Raw genomic sequence first — 14093 nt, 5'->3', positions numbered from 1 at the left:
CAGGCTTTTGCGTCACCTGCGACGGTTAGACTCCCCTTGTGTCCGACACCCCGCCCGCCGCCACGCGGCGTTCGCGCCGGAGCGCCGCCACGCGGCCGCGCCGGCGGATCAGTGCGCTCGGGGTCATCGGAGAGATCTTCATCACCGTCGGTGTGTTGGCCTTCTTGTACGTCGGTTGGCAGCTGTGGATCGGTGACTGGATCCAGGGCCAGCAGAACAATGCTGCAGGCCAAGCGATCGCTGAGCAGTGGGCGCAGAACTACGACTCGTCGTCACCCTCACCGTCGACGAGCGCGTCGAGCACTCCCGACGCCGAAGCGCCGACGGTGAGCGCCGCAGAGCCGATCGTGCTCCCGGATGCCGGTAGCGGCGAGGTCTTCGGCATCATGCACATCCCGCGCTTCGGTCCCGACTACGCCGTGCAGATCGCGGGTGGCGTCGGTCGCTCGGAGAGCTTGGACCTCGGCGCGATCGGCCACTACTCCAGCACGCAGATGCCGGGCGCTGTCGGTAACTTCGCCGTCGCCGCGCACAGAGGCAGCCACGGTGCACCCTTCATGAATCTGCCCGACCTGCACGTCGGGGACGCCATCGTGATCCAGACGCAGGACGGCTGGTACACGTACCGCTACCGCAGCATGGAGTACGTGACCCCGGACTCCGTCGACGTGCTGCTTCCCGTCCCGCGCGAACAGGGCGTCGAGGCCGACGGGCGCTATCTGACCATGACGACCTGCAGTCCGCGCTACGGGTTCTCGGAGCGTCTCGTGGCCTACGCCGTATTCGAGTCCTTCACGCCGGGAGCCGAGGGCGCGCCGGCATCCCTGAGCGAGGCGGTGACCTGATGTACGCGGCGTTCTGGCGCATCCTTCCCGGCCCCTGGTGGGTGCGACTGCTCATCGTGCTCGTCGTCGCGGCGGCCGTCCTCTACGGTCTGTTCTGGTACGTCTTCCCGTGGATCTCGTCGATCGTCGACCCGCAGGAGTCGACCGTTCAGTGACCGCAGTACGCGTGCTGGTCGTCGACAACCACGACAGTTTCGTTCACACGCTCGTGGGCTACCTGCGTGAGCTCGGAGCCGACACCGTGATGCGCGAGTCGGACGAGATCGACGCGGAGGCGGCACCGGCCGCTCTCGCGGGATTCGACGGAGTCCTCGTCTCACCCGGCCCCGGCGCGCCCGAGGGCGCCGGATCGTCGCTCGCCGTGGTCGTGGCCGCTGCCGAGGCCGGCACGCCGCTTCTGGGAGTCTGTCTCGGCCACCAGGCGCTGGCGGTGGCTTTCGGTGCCCGCGTGGCGCAGGCGCCCGAGCTCATGCACGGGATGACGTCGCCGATCGTTCACGACGGCAGCGGCATCCTCCGGGGTCTTCCCTCCCCCTTCTCCGCCGCCCGGTATCACTCGCTCGCCGTGGAAGCGGAGACGATTCCCGACGTGCTGCGCGTCACCGCCCGCACGCCCGAGGGCACGGTCATGGCGCTCGAACATCGCCAGCTCCCGCTCAGCGGGGTGCAGTTCCACCCGGAGAGCGTGCTGACGGAGTACGGCTACCGGATGCTCGCCACCTGGCTGGCCTCACTCGGCGCGAACGACGCTCCGGCGCGCGCGCTGACGCTCACGCCCCATCGGGGAGCGAGCGTCAGCCCGCGCAGTAAGTGAGGGTGATCTCGGAGCGGATCGGCACTTCACCCGGCGCGAGCGACATCACCCGGACGGTCGGGGTCGTCCCCGTCGCCTTGCAGCCGGGATCGGCGCTCGGTACCACGGTCAGGCCCAGCGCCTCGAGGTCCCGTGTCGCGGCCTCGATCGTGTAACCCGTCACGTCGTTCAGGACGACGCGCCCGCTCGCGACGCGCAGGTTGACGGTCGTTCCGACCGGGATCTCGCTGCCCGCCACCACGTCGCCGGCGGCGGTGCTCGCGCTGAGCACCTCACCGGCGGGTGCCTTGGCATCGTTGACCGGAGTGATGGTGCCGACAGCGAGGCCCGCCGTCGTCAGCGCGTGGCGTGCATCGGTCTCATTGAGGCCGACGATCGTCGGTGCGGCGACGCTCTCCTTACCCGTCGAGACGTAGAGCTTGATGGTCTGACCGACCTGCACGGAGTCGCCCGCGCCAGGTTCGCTGCGCACGACGCTGCCTTCGGCGACCTGATCGTCCGCGACGGGGACGCGATCCGAGAGCAGATCGTGCTCCTCGAGGACGTCGACGGCCTGGTCGTACGTCATCGTCGTCAGGTCCGGCACGATGCGCGCACTATCCGGCACGGCGTCGCCGGGACGGATGGTGACGACCCAGAACAGCACCGAGACCAGCAGCACGGCGAGCACGGCGACGCCGGACCAGATCCACGCGACCGGCGGCCCCGCCTGCGTGCGACGCATCGTCGTGTCGGTCGACAGCTGTCGCAGGGACCGCGCGGTCTCGGCTGCCTGACGCGGATTCGCGCCGTACAGCTCGCTCGTGAGCGCCCCGAGCTGACGCTTGCTCGGCGCCTTGCCGCCCACGGCCGCGGTCAGCGCGGAGCGGAACGAAGCCGCATCCTGGAACCTCTGGAAGGGATCCTTCGCGAGCGCCCGCATCACGAGGGCATCGAGACCGCGGGGGATGCTCTCCGTGTGCTCGCTGGGCGGAACCGGGGTCTCGCTGACGTGCTGGTAGGCGACGGCGACCGGAGTCTCGCCTCGGAAGGGAGGCCGACCGGTGAGCAGCTCGTAGAGAACGACGCCGGTCGAGTAGAGGTCGGCGCGCGCGTCCACCGGCTCGCCCTTGGCCTGCTCGGGAGAGAAGTACGCGGCAGTGCCGATGATGGCGGTCGTCTCGGCGACCGTCGAGGAGGAGTCCGAGACCGCCCGTGCGATCCCGAAGTCCATCACCTTGACCTGGCCCGCGGCTGTGACCATGACGTTGCCGGGCTTGATGTCGCGGTGCACGACGCCGGCGCGGTGGGAGTACTCGAGCGCCTCCAGGATGCCGTCGACGTAGCGCACCGCATCGGCCACGGGCACATCGCCGCCGGCGATGATGTCCTTCAGCAGATCGCCGTTGACGAGCTCCATGACGATGAACGGCACGGGGTGCACCACGCCGTCGGGGGTCGTCTCAGTGTCTTCGCCGGCATCGAACACCCGCACGATGGTCGGGTGCGACATGCGGGAGGCGGCCTGCGCTTCCAGCCGGAAACGCGTACGGAAAGCGGCGTCGTCAGCGAGCTCCCGGCGCAGGATCTTCAGTGCGACCTCGCGGTCGAGGGTCAGGTCGTAGCCGCGGAACACACTCGCCATGCCGCCGCGACCGATGAGCTCATCGATGCGGTAGCGACCGGCGAGTACGCGTGGATCATCTGACACGGCGACTCCCTGGGTGCAACAGATGAAAGCCTAACCGACCCGCCCTGGCAGAATCCGGGGCGAGTCGGCGGCTTGCGCTCAGTTCCCGCCCAGGAGGGGGTTGGTGGGTGTCGGCGACGGCGACGAGGACTGCACGTTGGCCTGGGCCTGCGGTGACGTCTCCGAGTTGCGCGTCGTGCCGTCGCCCGAGCCGGAGCAGGTCACGGTGTAGCTGACGATGAGCGCCTGTCCGGTATTCGTTCCGACCTCGAGGGGGATCGGACGCTGGTTCGGACCTGCGGCGGCCGTGGACTGACCCGTCGAGGTGAAGATGCCGTTGACCGCGGTGAAGTTGTAGCTGACCACGGACCCCGTGCCCGACGGGCAGGTGAAGCCGTCCCAGTTGATCTGCACCGTCGAGCCGGCGGTCACGGTGGAGGCCTTCTGGCCGTTGACCTCGATGCGGGGCTCGGTCGGCGCACCGATCGGAGTCTGGTCCGCGTAGACGGTCAGGGTGAGCTGCGAACCCTCGGGAGCGTTGCCCGTCGGGCTCACGCTGTAGACCAGCCCGACCTGGTCGGGGCTCGGGGCGGGGTTGCCGGGGGTGCACGAAGCCTCGAGTCCGGCCTGCTGCGCGATGCCCGTCGCCTCTTCACACGTCTTGCCCACCAGATCGAGCGCAGCGACATCCACCGTCGACGTGGTCGGAGAGGGAGTGGACGACGGACTCGACGCGGTCGTGCGCGTGTTCGATCCGGTCGGGCCCGGGTCGGAACTCTGGTTGCCGAAGATAGCCCAGAGGGTTCCGCCCAGCACGATCAGCAGCAGGACGATGAGCGCGACGAGCGGCCACGTCCAGGGGCTGCGCTTGCGCGCCGCCGGCTCGGCCACAGGAGAGGCAGCGGTCGAGGCGCTCAGCAGCTGCGTCGCCGCCTGCGTCTCGCCGACCCCGAGCAGCTGTGTCGCGTCGTCCGCGCCCACGGCGCCACCGATAGCGGGAACCGCAACCGTCGCAGCCGTCACGTCGCCCCGGCGCAACGCGCTGGCGGCGCGGGCGACGGCCGCAGCGGATGCCGGACGCTCTTCGGGCTTCTTGGCGATCATCGCCATGACGAGGTTCTGCACAGGAACCGCCACGGTGGGCGGCAGGGGCGGCGGCTGCTCGTTGATCTGCGCCATCGCGATGGCGACCTGCGATTCACCCGTGAAGGGGCGCTTGCCCGCGAGGCACTCGTACGCGACGATGCCCAGCGAGTAGATGTCGGTCGCGGGGGATGCGGGGTGCCCCGACGCCTGCTCGGGCGAGAGGTACTGCACCGTGCCCATGACCTGACCGGTCGCCGTCAGCGGGACCTGGTCGGCGATGCGCGCGATCCCGAAGTCGGTGATCTTCACGCGGCCGTCGGGAGTGATGAGCAGGTTTCCCGGCTTGATGTCTCGGTGCACGAGGCCGGCAGCGTGCGCGGCCTGCAGGGCGGATGCGGTCTGCGCCACGATGTCGAGCGTCTTGTCCGTGGACAGGGACCCCTCGCGCTCGAGGATCGTGGAGAGCGCCTCACCGGGCACGAGCTCCATGACGAGGAACGCGGATCCGTTCTCCTCGCCGTAGTCGAAGACGCTCGCGATCCCCTCGTGGTTCACGAGTGCGGCGTGGCGCGCCTCCGCGCGGAACCGCTCGAGGAACCCGGGGTCCCCCATGTACTCGTCCTTGAGGATCTTGATCGCCACCGTGCGTCCGATGACGTGGTCAGTGGCTTCCCAGACCTCGCCCATACCGCCGATGGCGATGCGCGAATCCAGCTCGTAACGCCCACCGAACGTCGCTCCCTGTGTCGGCCTCATCGTCCCAGCACCGCCTCCATGACCTTCTTTGCAATGGGCGCTGCGATGGAGTTACCGCTGCCCGACTGACCTTGCCCGCCGCCGTTCTCGACGACCACTGCGACCGCGACCTCGGGGTCTTCAGCGGGCGCGAAGCCGGTGAACCAGAGCGTGTACGGGTTGGTCCCGCCGTTCTCCGCCGTCCCCGTCTTACCGCCCACGTCGACTCCGTCTATTCTTGCATTCGACGCCACGCCGTCACTGACATTGGCGACCATGGCGCTCGCCAGTTGGTTCGCGAGATCCTCATCCAGCGCCCGACCGAACTCGGTCGGTTCGAACTTCTGCTGCACCGAGAGATCCGGCCCGATGACCTGGTCGACCATCTGGGGGTTCATGACCACTCCGCCGTTCACGATCCCGGCCGAGACCATGGCCATCTGCAGCGGCGTCGCCCGGACGTCGCCCTGGCCGAACCCGGTGAGGGCCGTCTTGTCGTCGCTGAGCGCGGCGGTGGGATAGACCGACGGCGCGGAGTCCACAGGCGTCGCGAACGAGGTGTTGAAGCCGTACTTCTCCGCCTCGGCGCGGATCGCGTCGTCGCCGAGTTGCACGGCGAGCTCCGCCATCGGGATGTTGCAGCTCAGGCGCAGTGCGTCGGCGACGGTCACCGTCTCACCCGGGCCGCACGCGCCGCCGCCGGCGTTGCTGATGGAGGTCGAGGTGCCCGGAAGCGTGTAGCTGGCGACATTCGGCAGCGTCGACTGGAGGGTCCAGTCACCCGAGGCGAGCGCCGCAGAGGCGACGACCAGCTTGAAGGTGGATCCGGGTGGGTTCATCCTGCCGGAGATGGCGCGGTTCGACATCGGCTGCAGGGCGTTGTTGATGAGGTCGTTGTACGAGGCCTGCACCGCGGCGAGGTCGTGCGAGGCGAGCAGGTTGGTGTCGTAGCCGGGCTTGGAGACCATGGCGAGGATGCGGCCGGTCTTCGGCTCGATCGCCACGACCGCTCCCTGCAGGTCGCCGAGCGCGTCGTATGCGGCCTTCTGCACGTTGGCATCGAGGGAGAGGACGACGTTCGAGCCCTGCGGGGGCTGCCCGGTGAAGATCTGCTCGACGCGAGAGAAGAACTGGCCGCCGCCGGTTCCGGAGAGCTCCCGGTTCATGGCCTGCTCGATGCCGGTTGCCGAGCCCAGCGCCGCGTTGATGTATCCCGTCACGGGCGACCACATGTCCGCGTCGGTGTAGCTGCGCTGCCAGCTGTACACGTCGTCGCTCGGACTCGAGGAGGCGATCGCCGCACCGCTGGCGATGATCGACCCGCGTTGGATCTCGTAGGAGTCGTAGAGTGCGCGCCGGTTCTCGCCGTTCTCGGCCAGCGCCGATGCCTGGAACACCTGGATGACGCTGGTCGAACCGAACAGCACGAGGAACATGGCCAGCATCACGAAGCTGAGCCGGCGGACTTCGCGGGTCATCCGATCACCACCCGGGGCTGATTGCGCACCGCATCCGAGATGCGCAGGATGAGCGCGACGATGATCCAGTTCGCCACGAGGGAGGAACCACCGGCGGCGAGGAAGGGCGTCGTCAGGCCGGTGAGCGGGATGACGCGTGTGACACCGCCGACCATGATGAACACCTGCAGGGCGATCGTGAACGAGAGTCCGGTCGCAAGGAGCTTGCCGAAGTCGTCCTGCCCGGCGACGCCGACGCGGAGTCCTCGGCTCGTGAAGACCATGTAGAGACAGAGGATCGCGAAGACGCCGATGAGTCCGATCTCTTCGCCGAGGCTCGGGAAGATGTAGTCGCTCTGCGCCAGCGGCGTGATCGAGGGCCGGCCCTGTCCGAGGCCCGTGCCGAGAAGACCGCCGTGCGCCAGACCGAAGATCCCCTGTACGAGCTGGTAGCTGCCGCCCGTGCGGTCGATGATCTCGGGGTTGAAGGCGTCGAGCCAGTTTGCGAAGCGCCACCCCACGTACGTCAGCACCTGGGATGCGGCGACGGCGCCCGCGACGGCGAGACCCACGCCGAGCAGTACCCACCCGGTCTTTCCGGTCGCGACGTAGAGCATCGCGACGAACATGCCGAAGATCAGCAGTCCCGTGCCGAGGTCGCGCTGCAGCACGATGATGCCGAGCGAGACGAGCCAGACCACGAGGATGGGGCCGAGATCGCGCGCACGCGGCCACGTGATGCCGAGGAACTTCTTGCCCACGGACGTGAGGCTCTCGCGCGTACGCACCAGATAGCCGGCGAAGAAGATGGCGAGCGCGAGCTTGGCCAGCTCACCCGGCTGGAACGAGAAGAATCCGAGTCTGACCCAGACGTCGGCATTCTGGTTGGTGCCGAGGCCCGGTACGAAGGGGAGGAGCAGGAGGGCGACGCCGATGAAGCCCGAGACGTACGTGTAGCGGAACAGCACGCGGTAGTTCCGCAGGAAAAGCACGACGGCGATCGCCGCGGCGATCGCGATGGCCGCCCACACGATCTGACGCGTGGACGCGGCGGCCCACCCTTCGCTGTCGATCTCGATATCGATGCGGTAGATCATCGCGAGGCCGAGTCCGGTCAGCACGGTCGCGATCGGCACCACGAACGGGTCGGCGTCGTGCGCGACGAAGCGCAGCACGACGTGCAGGGCGAGGGCGAGCAGGCCGAGCCCGCCGGAGTAGTAGAGAAAGCTCGGGTCGATCGCCCCCTTCGCGCCCAGCTGCACGAGTGCGACGGCGGCGCCGTTGATCGCCAGGGCGAACAGCAGCAGCCCGAGCTCGCGGTTGCGCTGCTTCTGCGGCATCCGGATGCGGCGGAGGGCCCGCATCACGGAGGTGTCGGTCGCGGGGGCGTCGGCGGTCATCACTGCCCCTCTGCCGGTCGGAGTCGGTCGACGATCAATTGGGCGTCCGCGAGGGAGCGCGCCGAGATGGTGGATTCCACGCTCTGCCGGTCGAACGGGCTGAGATCGGCCAGAGCGATGTCGGTGTCTTCGTAGACGCTGGAAAGGGAGATCGGTCCGATCCCCTGCTGCACGCCCTGGTAGATCACGACGGAATCGTCGTCGGCGCCCACGTAGTAGCGCGTCTGCGTCCAGCTGTATCCCGCGAACGCGGCGCCGGCGAGGGCGGCGAGAACGAGCAGGAGCCCGACGAGCCAGCCGATGCGGCGGCGACGGGCGCGGCGGCGGTCCTCCTCGATGAGCTCCTCGAGGAACTCCGGGGCCGGCTCGAAGTGGGTGGGTTCGTTCGCCGCCTGCCGGCCGGGGTGCAGCCACGAAGAGCGCCCGGGGCGAGCGGCGGGCACGACGACGCCGGTGGGGTTCGAGGCCGAGCCGACGATGGTGGGCGTTCCCGAGAAGACCGGATGGTGACCGCCGATGTCGACGATGACGACCGTCACGTTGTCGGGAGCCCCCGCATCCAACGCCTGCTTCAGCAGCAGATCCGCGGTGCGGGCGGGCGCCTGCCCCGCGGCGAGGGCCTTCTGCGTGTGGGCGTCGTCGACGACGCCCGACAGGCCGTCGGAGCACAGCAGCCATCGGTCGCCCGGACGCGTCGGCATGATGAACGTGTCGATCTCGGGATCGGGATCCATGTCGCCGAGCACCCGCATGAGCACCGAGCGTCGAGGGTGGTAGCGCGCCTCCTCCGGCGTGATGCGGCCGGAGTCGACGAGACGCTGGACGAACGTGTGGTCCGTCGTGATCTGCGTCATCGCGCCGTCGCGGAACAGATAGATGCGAGAGTCGCCGATGTGGGCGATGACGGCGTAGTCGTCGACCATCAGCAGCGCGCTGACCGTCGTTCCCATGCCGGCGAGGGCGGGACGCACGCGGACCGTGTCGATGATGTCGCCGGCGGTGTCGGTCACGGCCTGCTGCAGGGCGCGCTCGGCGTCCACCGTCGAGGCGAACGGGCGGTCGAGCTGCGCGATGCGGGCGATCGCGAGGCTGGAAGCCACGTCACCGCCGGCGTGGCCGCCCATGCCGTCCGCCACGACGAACAGGTTCGAACCGGCGTATCCGGAGTCCTGATTGTTCGAGCGCACCTTTCCGGTGTGCGAGAGTGCGGCGCTCGAGCCCTGGAAGACCATCTCGACGGATCAGCCCTGGAGCTCGAAGGTCGTCGCGCCGACCTTGATCGGGGCGCCGACCAGCACCGGGACGGGGCTCGCGACGCGCTCGCCGTTGTGCCAGGTGCCGTTGGTGGAGTCGAGGTCCTGGATCATCCACTGGTCGCCCCAGAGCATGAGACGCGCGTGGTGACTGGAGGTGTAGTCGTCGCGGATGACGAGTCCCGACTCGCTCGAGCGACCGATCGTGAGGGGCTCCGTGCCCAGCGGAAGCTCGAGGCCCGCCTTCGGCCCGCTCGTGATGACGATGCGCGAGACCGCATCCGTCGTCGCTTTCTGCCCCTTGGACGACTTGCGCGGCGAGGCCTTCGGGGCGACCGGCGCGGTGGCTGCCGCGGCGGGTGCCGGAGCCGCGGCAGAAGCCTGTTCGGGCATCTTGCGCACGCGTACGCCGAAGAGGTCGGCGCGCAGCGAGTACACGACCGCGAAGACGAAGAACCACAGCAGCAGCAGGAAGCCGATCTGCAGGAGCAGAAGCGGGAGCTCGTTCATCAGGCCTTCCCCCAGCGGTCGATGTCGTCGAGCGAGAAGGCACGCGTCGCATCGTCGTCGACGCGTGCCGCACGACCCCCGGTCGCCTGGGCGACGATGCGGAAGACGATGTCGGTGCGTCCGATGGACACGGTCCCGTCGGGAGGCAGGGGCGCCTCGTCGATCTTTCGACCGTTGAGCTTCGTGCCGTTGGTCGACCCGAGGTCGCGCACCATCGCCCTCTCGCCGTCCCAGAGGATCTCGACGTGCTTGCGGCTCGTGCCCGAGTCGGCGACCGTGATGTCGGCGTCGCTCCCACGGCCGATGACGGTACGGGCGGCGGTGAGCGGATGCCGCTTGCCGGCGATGTCGAGCACGGCGCTCCACGCGACCCGCCCCGCCGCAGTCGACGACTCCACGCGGACCTGACCGGTCGACAGACTCGCGTTGTTGGCCAGCGAGATCGACAGGGGCCCGGCGAACGTGTAGCCCTGCGCGCGGGCGTGCTTGTTCACCAGCGCGTCGAGCTCGTCGGTCAGTGACGGGCCGAGCGCCCGCATCCGCTCGAAGTCCGCCGGCGCCAGCTGCACCGTGAGGGTGTTGGGTGCCAGGATCCGCTCGCGCGAGACGACGGCGGCCTTCGTGTCGAGCTCGCTGCGCAGGGCCGAGGCGATGTCGACCGGCTGGACGCCGCTGCGGAAGGTCTTGGCGAACGCGCCGTTCACGGCGCGCTCGAGACCTCTCTCGAAGCTGTCAAGTAGTCCCACGCGACTCCTCAGGCGGCTGGACGGGTGGCACCATCGTAGTTGTACGGGCTGAACAGGCCATGCAGGACTTCCGCAGGAGGGGTGCGCGGCCGACTTCTCGGGTCATGATCGGGCGTGATACGATCGGCAGGTTGAGTTCGCGCATCTCTGGTGAGCGACTCGCGCGAGTGGCGGAATAGGCAGACGCGCTGGCTTCAGGTGCCAGTGCCCGAAAGGGCGTGGGGGTTCAACTCCCCCCTCGCGCACAGACAGAACCGGTCGGGATTCATCCCGGCCGGTTCTCGCGTTCTGTGGGCTCGTTCGTGCTCACCGGCGGCGCGCTCAAGGGACCCGACCTGTCGCGTTCGGGTGATCCGCGGCACATCTCACGTCTCGTGAACATGTGATGGATGCGGCACCCCGCTGTTCAAAGGACGCCACCTGCTGGCGCAGGCGGCTCAGGAGCGCGGTTCGCGTCCCTCGAACCGCGGTGTCGCCGATCGAGCACGGACGTCGCCGGACGAACGCGCACGTTGCAGCGCTGGACGGGTGCGCGCCCGGCGGGTGGCTCTTCCCCCGGGGTGGCGCTCATGATGCGCTCTGGCGGCAGCGCAGCGGGACCTCGAGTTCGACGACGTCGCCGGTCAGCGGCGGGAGGCCTTCGGCCATCTCGATCCCGTCGCCGACGAGAGCGGCGATCGCTGCGACCAGCGCGGCGGGTACGTCCTCGGCGCGGCTCGCTCGAAGTTCGACCTCGCGGCGGGCGACCGCGTCGCCGTCGCCGTTGATGAAGCGGAGCGTGGCCTGCCAGGCGGCGCCCGCGCGCGATGGTGCGCTCAGGCGCGCACGGATGTAGCCGGTGTCCTCCACGATGTCCCCCTGATGTCGTGAGAGTGCGTTGCTCTTCCTTCCTACACTGCGTACGTTTCGCGCGGCAGCGACGGTACCTGGCAGTGCACTGGGTCTTCGGGCCCGTTTCGTCTCGCTTCGCTCGCGTGGCGACCGGCTCGCGTGGCGGCCGGAGGGATCCGACCGCAGGACGAGGGCATTTCATCCCTACGGATGATGACGGCCCGCATCCGATCGGGTTGTCTGGAAACGTTGCCGCGGATGCGGCGGTGTCCCTCTGGGGGGAGAGCTCGTCATCATGCCGCGTCGGGCGGTCGTGACGGGATCGCCGACACCGCCCCCGCTGCCGCGGTGGGCGCCGCTCGGGTGGCGGCGCCCACCACCCTTCGCGCGCCGCATCCGATACTGGAGGCAGCGACGCGGAGGATGGGCACATGCAGGAGTCAGCGCACACGGCGGAACTCGGTTTCGGTCTCGCGGCCGTGGGACGCCCCGCCTACATCACGAGCGATCGCGAACACGATCTCGGATCCCCCGCCGCGCGCTCCGTCGCGGCGATGGAGAGTCGGGTGCACGCGCTCCTGGACACCGCATGGGCGCTCGGCATCCGCTATCTGGATGCGGCGCGCTCCTATGGCCGTGCCGAGGAGTTCCTCGGCTCCTGGCTCGCCGCGCACCCCGATCGCCGGGCGTCGCTGACGATCGGCTCCAAGTGGGGTTACGAGTACGTCGGGGGCTGGGACCCCGGGGCAGCGCTCCATGAGCGCAAGGAGCACACGCTCGCGATGCTCGACCGGCAGTGGCCCCAGACGCTCGCGGCGCTGGGCGGGCCACCGGATTTCTATCTCATCCACTCGGTCACCCCTGAATCACCGGCGCTCGCCGACGGTGCGCTGCGGGAGCGGATCGGGGAGATCCGCGACACCGGGGTGCGGGTGGGGATCTCCACGAGCGGACCCCGCCAGGCGGAGGTCATCGACCGGGCGCGGAACGAGCACGGCGAGCTCTTCTCCGTCGTGCAGTCCACGTGGAACGTGTTCGAGCCCTCGGCGGGCCCCGCTCTCGCGCGGGCGCACGATGCGGGGTGGACCGTCGTGCTGAAGGAGGTGCTGGCCAACGGCTGGCTGAGTGACTCCCACGCGCCGACGGTGGTGAGGGATGCGGCGCGGACCGCATCCCTCACCGTCGACGAGTACGCCTTCGCGGTGGCTCGTCGTCAGGAGTGGGCCGACATCGTGCTCAGCGGCGCCGCCACCGACGACCAGCTGCGTCGCGGAGCCGAGCGCAGTGACCCGGCCGATCCCCTGCACATGCCGCTCTTCGCGATCGATCCGGAGAGCTACTGGCAGAGGCGATCCGCCCTCGACTGGGCGTGACGGCTATCGCAGGAGAACCTGAGTGTTGCTTATGCGATGACATCGATTTGTCCCCCATATGGGGGACAGGGGTACTCTAGGTGCACGAGCCCTTCACCTCCCCCAATCGAAGGGCTCCACGGCCCCCTCCGCTCCCCCCAGCAGGAGGGGGCCTTTCTCATTCCCCGCGCTCGCGCTGGTAGGCGCGCAGGATGGCGTCGCCACGCGCCGCGTTGCGGCTGAGAAGGGAGCGGCGCAGGGCATCGCCGGTGCGGCGCCCCGCGTCGGATGCGACGTCGATGAACGCCCAGCCCTGCAGATTCCGCTCGAGCGTGAGCGACGTCTCGCGGATGAAACGGCCGAGCACGATGTTGCCGGTGGCCATCGACAGCGTCCGGAAGAAAGCGGTCGACGCCTCGGTGTGGCTGCCCGTTCCGACGGGAGTCGCGAGCATGCGGTCGTATGCGGCGACGAGGACGCTCAGCTGTTCGTCCGAGCAGGTCGGCAGTGCGCCGCGCAGGGCCTCCGCCGTGAAACCGACGATGAACGCGCGGGTGTCCGTGATGAGGCGCTCGGTCGGCACGGTGACACGGGTGAACCGGTTCGCTGAGATCTCCACGAGGCCGATGCGCTCCAGCCGTTGCAGCGCCTCGCGCACCGGTGTGCGCGAGATGCCGAAGCGCTCGGCCAGTTCCACGTCGCGCAAGGACTGTCCGGGGGCGAGCTTTCCGTCGCGGATGGCGCGACCGAGCAGCTCGAAGACCTCGTCTCCGAGCATCCGGCGACGGCGCGGCGGCCGCGATGTCGGGTGGTCGGCCATGGCGGGACCAGTCTACGGCGCGGCCTTCCGAGCGACCGCGGAGTTTTGCCCTGTCGCCGGGGAATATCTGTGGCGATTCGGCGGCGACACAGTAGAGTGATCGCTGTCGCGCTCCGCGCGACGTATCCGGGGGGATCCGTCGACGCCCGGGCCTATGAGCTCTGCTCGGCCCGGGCGTCGAATGGTTAACGGCCCGCGTCGCGCGTGCAACGATTTCGTCACCATCTGCAACTCTTCCCCACTGATCACTCCGCGCCGCTACGGTGGGAGGTCACTGGCGCAGAGGGTGCCGGACGCACAAGAAGGCAAGGCATGAGCACGACGGGTACGGTCAAGTGGTTCAACTCCGAGAAGGGCTTCGGGTTCATCGCTCCCGATGAGGGGGGCGCGGACGTCTTCGCTCACTTCAGCGCGATCGACGGCAACGGATACCGCTCGCTCGAGGAGAACCAGCGGGTCGAGTTCGAGGTCGAGCAGGGCCCGAAGGGTCTGCAGGCAGCGAAGATCCGCGCTCTCTGAGGCGCGAATCGACAAGAGGGACGGGATGCGCGGCATCCCGTCCCTCTTGCGTTCGC

The 14093-nt window shown here is 69.0% G+C and carries 14 protein-coding genes and 1 tRNA gene; 6 read left to right on the top strand and 9 right to left on the bottom strand.

The features are described 5' to 3' along the window. The first annotated feature begins 38 nt into the window (after positions 1-38). From ACYVJS_RS07445 to ACYVJS_RS07435, 3 genes are read left to right on the top strand one after another with little or no spacing between them, the layout of a single operon-like run. Entirely contained in the window at positions 39-845 is an 807-nt protein-coding gene (locus tag ACYVJS_RS07445; protein WP_460739192.1) for a class E sortase, read from the top strand. Then, positions 845-1000 carry a hypothetical protein gene (locus tag ACYVJS_RS07440; protein ID WP_274286761.1) on the top strand — a complete coding sequence of 52 codons (156 nt, stop codon included), beginning with the start codon at positions 845-847 and terminating at the stop codon, positions 998-1000. The genes ACYVJS_RS07445 and ACYVJS_RS07440 overlap by 1 nt, the downstream gene beginning before the upstream one ends. After that, entirely contained in the window at positions 997-1659 is a 663-nt protein-coding gene (locus tag ACYVJS_RS07435) for an anthranilate synthase component II (RefSeq protein WP_460739189.1), read from the top strand. The genes ACYVJS_RS07440 and ACYVJS_RS07435 overlap by 4 nt, the downstream gene beginning before the upstream one ends. Here ACYVJS_RS07435 and pknB read toward each other — a convergent pair. From pknB to ACYVJS_RS07400, 7 genes are all read right to left on the bottom strand, one after another. Further along, complete coding sequence (gene pknB, locus ACYVJS_RS07430; protein WP_460739187.1) at positions 1640-3349, bottom strand: Stk1 family PASTA domain-containing Ser/Thr kinase; 1710 nt, start codon at positions 3347-3349, stop codon at positions 1640-1642. The genes ACYVJS_RS07435 and pknB overlap by 20 nt on opposite strands. Before the next feature lie 78 nt (positions 3350-3427). Beyond that, positions 3428-5170: a serine/threonine-protein kinase gene (locus ACYVJS_RS07425; protein WP_460739185.1), complete on the bottom strand. Its 1743-nt coding sequence runs from the start codon at positions 5168-5170 to the stop codon at positions 3428-3430. After that, positions 5167-6627, bottom strand: coding sequence for a peptidoglycan D,D-transpeptidase FtsI family protein (locus ACYVJS_RS07420; RefSeq protein WP_460739183.1), 1461 nt, complete (start codon positions 6625-6627; stop codon positions 5167-5169). The genes ACYVJS_RS07425 and ACYVJS_RS07420 overlap by 4 nt, the downstream gene beginning before the upstream one ends. Next, positions 6624-8006 carry an FtsW/RodA/SpoVE family cell cycle protein gene (locus ACYVJS_RS07415; protein ID WP_460739181.1) on the bottom strand — a complete coding sequence of 461 codons (1383 nt, stop codon included), beginning with the start codon at positions 8004-8006 and terminating at the stop codon, positions 6624-6626. The genes ACYVJS_RS07420 and ACYVJS_RS07415 overlap by 4 nt, the downstream gene beginning before the upstream one ends. Further along, positions 8006-9238: a PP2C family protein-serine/threonine phosphatase gene (locus tag ACYVJS_RS07410; protein ID WP_460739179.1), complete on the bottom strand. Its 1233-nt coding sequence runs from the start codon at positions 9236-9238 to the stop codon at positions 8006-8008. Before ACYVJS_RS07410 ends, ACYVJS_RS07415 begins: the two co-directional genes overlap by 1 nt. Positions 9239-9247: 9 nt before the next feature. Next, complete coding sequence (locus tag ACYVJS_RS07405) at positions 9248-9769, bottom strand: FHA domain-containing protein FhaB/FipA (RefSeq protein ID WP_460739177.1); 522 nt, start codon at positions 9767-9769, stop codon at positions 9248-9250. Continuing rightward, entirely contained in the window at positions 9769-10515 is a 747-nt protein-coding gene (locus tag ACYVJS_RS07400; protein WP_460739175.1) for an FhaA domain-containing protein, read from the bottom strand. Before ACYVJS_RS07400 ends, ACYVJS_RS07405 begins: the two co-directional genes overlap by 1 nt. Positions 10516-10676: 161 nt before the next feature. Between ACYVJS_RS07400 and ACYVJS_RS07395 the strand changes: the two genes are divergently transcribed. Next, positions 10677-10760: transfer RNA gene (locus tag ACYVJS_RS07395), tRNA-Leu, on the top strand. Between the two features lie 322 nt (positions 10761-11082). Here the strand turns inward: ACYVJS_RS07395 and ACYVJS_RS07390 are convergent. Beyond that, on the bottom strand, positions 11083-11364 hold the full coding sequence (locus ACYVJS_RS07390; RefSeq protein WP_460739173.1) for a hypothetical protein: 282 nt from the start codon (positions 11362-11364) through the stop codon (positions 11083-11085). Positions 11365-11777: 413 nt separating this feature from the next. Here ACYVJS_RS07390 and ACYVJS_RS07385 point away from each other — a divergent pair, with 413 nt between their 5' ends. Beyond that, positions 11778-12719 (top strand): aldo/keto reductase, encoded by a 942-nt coding sequence (locus ACYVJS_RS07385; RefSeq protein ID WP_460739171.1) that lies wholly within the window; start codon positions 11778-11780, stop codon positions 12717-12719. 157 nt (positions 12720-12876) lie between these two features. Here the strand turns inward: ACYVJS_RS07385 and ACYVJS_RS07380 are convergent, their stop codons facing one another. Next, positions 12877-13518 carry a GntR family transcriptional regulator gene (locus ACYVJS_RS07380; RefSeq protein ID WP_460739169.1) on the bottom strand — a complete coding sequence of 214 codons (642 nt, stop codon included), beginning with the start codon at positions 13516-13518 and terminating at the stop codon, positions 12877-12879. Positions 13519-13830: 312 nt separating this feature from the next. Between ACYVJS_RS07380 and ACYVJS_RS07375 the strand changes: the two genes are divergently transcribed. Beyond that, complete coding sequence (locus tag ACYVJS_RS07375; protein WP_137418469.1) at positions 13831-14037, top strand: cold-shock protein; 207 nt, start codon at positions 13831-13833, stop codon at positions 14035-14037. Positions 14038-14093 lie beyond the last annotated feature (56 nt).

The sequence above is a fragment of the Microbacterium neimengense genome (genome assembly GCF_054782995.1).
The sequence above is the reverse complement of the archived record's forward strand: the minus strand, read 5'-3'. Positions and strand labels throughout refer to the sequence as shown.

Excerpts from the sequence above, each read along its gene's own strand:
- ACYVJS_RS07440 (WP_274286761.1), top strand. The coding sequence starts at position 845 with ATGTACGCGGCGTTCTGGCGCATCCTTCCCGGCCCCTGGTGGGTGCGA.
- ACYVJS_RS07425 (WP_460739185.1), bottom strand. The coding sequence starts at position 5,170 with ATGAGGCCGACACAGGGAGCGACGTTCGGTGGGCGTTACGAGCTGGAT.
- ACYVJS_RS07420 (WP_460739183.1), bottom strand. The coding sequence starts at position 6,627 with ATGACCCGCGAAGTCCGCCGGCTCAGCTTCGTGATGCTGGCCATGTTC.
- ACYVJS_RS07415 (WP_460739181.1), bottom strand. The coding sequence starts at position 8,006 with ATGACCGCCGACGCCCCCGCGACCGACACCTCCGTGATGCGGGCCCTC.
- ACYVJS_RS07410 (WP_460739179.1), bottom strand. The coding sequence starts at position 9,238 with ATGGTCTTCCAGGGCTCGAGCGCCGCACTCTCGCACACCGGAAAGGTG.
- ACYVJS_RS07405 (WP_460739177.1), bottom strand. The coding sequence starts at position 9,769 with ATGAACGAGCTCCCGCTTCTGCTCCTGCAGATCGGCTTCCTGCTGCTG.
- ACYVJS_RS07385 (WP_460739171.1), top strand. The coding sequence starts at position 11,778 with ATGCAGGAGTCAGCGCACACGGCGGAACTCGGTTTCGGTCTCGCGGCC.
- ACYVJS_RS07380 (WP_460739169.1), bottom strand. The coding sequence starts at position 13,518 with ATGGCCGACCACCCGACATCGCGGCCGCCGCGCCGTCGCCGGATGCTC.
- ACYVJS_RS07375 (WP_137418469.1), top strand. The coding sequence starts at position 13,831 with ATGAGCACGACGGGTACGGTCAAGTGGTTCAACTCCGAGAAGGGCTTC.